This is a genomic window from Pseudoalteromonas sp. GABNS16E (genome assembly GCF_028598715.1).
In the GTDB taxonomy this organism is placed as follows: Bacteria; Pseudomonadota; Gammaproteobacteria; order Enterobacterales; family Alteromonadaceae; genus Pseudoalteromonas; species Pseudoalteromonas atlantica.
The window spans coordinates 1-779 of record NZ_JAQREZ010000146.1 but is presented as its reverse complement, the minus strand read 5'-3'; the positions used below and the strand labels follow the sequence as shown (position 1 = coordinate 779).

Genomic DNA, 779 nt, shown 5'->3' with positions numbered 1-779 from the left:
AGTCTCAAGCGCTTTTTACTAGCTTGACTAGGCTTATCGCAAGTTAATACGTCCTTCATCGCCTCCAACTGCCAAGGCATCCACCGTGTACGCTTAGTCACTTAACCATACAACCCAAACGGGTCTTTGTTATGTGACAGTTTAACTTCGCCAGAAGTTAATATTGAATACTAAAGTAGATACCAATTAATCATAAATGATTAAATTGGCACTGAATGATACTGCTATCATTCTTTTTTACTTTTGAAAACTCTTGATAAACACAAAGTATCTATCAGAATTTTATTATCAGCTTTTCCAAATTTTTAAAGAGCAGAGAATCAAAAACTTCTCAAAATTAAACACACTCAATTCTCAGGTGATGTTGCTACCCGATAAAGAATATTTATTTTTAAGAAGTAAAGTGGTGGAGCTAAGCAGGATCGAACTGCTGACCTCCTGCGTGCAAGGCAGGCGCTCTCCCAGCTGAGCTATAGCCCCACATATGCTGGTCTTATTGTTTGTTATCCGACTTCGTTTTAACCTTAGTGATAAGATTAAGAAGAAGTGGTGGGTCTGGGTGGATTTGAACCACCGACCTCACCCTTATCAGGGGTGCGCTCTAACCAACTGAGCTACAGACCCAAACAATAAGTGTTGTTCTCTTTACAATTAACAATCATCTGTGTGGACACTACGAACAAATAAGTTCTAAATCGTATAAGGAGGTGATCCAGCCCCAGGTTCCCCTAGGGCTACCTTGTTACGACTTCACCCCAGTCATGAATCACTCCGTGGTA

At 40.4% G+C, this 779-nt stretch carries 2 tRNA genes and 2 rRNA genes; all 4 read right to left on the bottom strand.

The features are described 5' to 3' along the window. Positions 1-107, bottom strand: a 23S ribosomal RNA gene (locus PSI06_RS21045); the annotation flags it as partial. 297 nt (positions 108-404) lie between these two features. Further along, positions 405-480: transfer RNA gene (locus tag PSI06_RS21040), tRNA-Ala, on the bottom strand. Positions 481-547: 67 nt separating this feature from the next. After that, a tRNA-Ile gene (locus tag PSI06_RS21035) sits at positions 548-624 on the bottom strand. A 76-nt stretch (positions 625-700) separates the two neighbouring features. Continuing rightward, positions 701-779: ribosomal RNA gene (locus PSI06_RS21030) — 16S ribosomal RNA — on the bottom strand; the annotation flags it as partial.